Source organism: Marinobacter sp. UBA2498 (assembly GCF_002341575.1).
Classification (GTDB): domain Bacteria; phylum Pseudomonadota; class Gammaproteobacteria; order Pseudomonadales; family Oleiphilaceae; genus Marinobacter; species Marinobacter manganoxydans.
Window position 1 is genome coordinate 20,099 of sequence record NZ_DDOI01000038.1, and the last position, 521, is coordinate 20,619.

General features: G+C 61.0%; 1 protein-coding gene. It reads right to left on the reverse strand.

Features of this window, described 5'->3' with window-relative positions; translation table 11 throughout:
- The coding region (locus B2W52_RS04190) for a sigma 54-interacting transcriptional regulator (RefSeq protein ID WP_286801495.1) at positions 1 to 521 on the reverse strand (521 nt) is incomplete at both ends.

The window sequence follows — 521 nt, forward strand, 5'->3', positions numbered from 1 at the left end:
AACAGGTCATTAATCCTCAGAACCTCCGGCTGGATATCGTCACCGCATGGAGTTTGCAGGCAGGCCAGTTCAACGATGTTGCGCAGCTCACGGACATTTCCCGGGAAGTCGTATCCGGCCAGCAGGTGCAAGGCGTGGCTGGAAATGCCCATGGGTCCACTGTCCTCACGCTCGGTATATAGTCGGATAAAGTGACGGCAAAGAGCTTCGAGGTCGTCGGGCCGCTCCCGCAAGGGCGTCACCCGCAGCGGAAACTGGCTCAGGCGGTAAAACAGGTCCCGCCGGAAGCTGCCGTCTTCGATACCTGCCTGCAGCGGCTGGTGGGTGGCCGCTACCAGCCGAAAATCCGAATGCTGTTCCTCGCGGGCCCCCAACGGGCGGAACTGACGACTTTCCAACACCCGGAGCAGTTTCGACTGCAGTGCCATGGGCATGTCACCGATTTCATCCAGGAACAAAGTGCCGCCGTTGGCCTGCGCCAGAAGCCCCTGCTTGTCCTGGTCGGCGCCTGAGAACGCTCC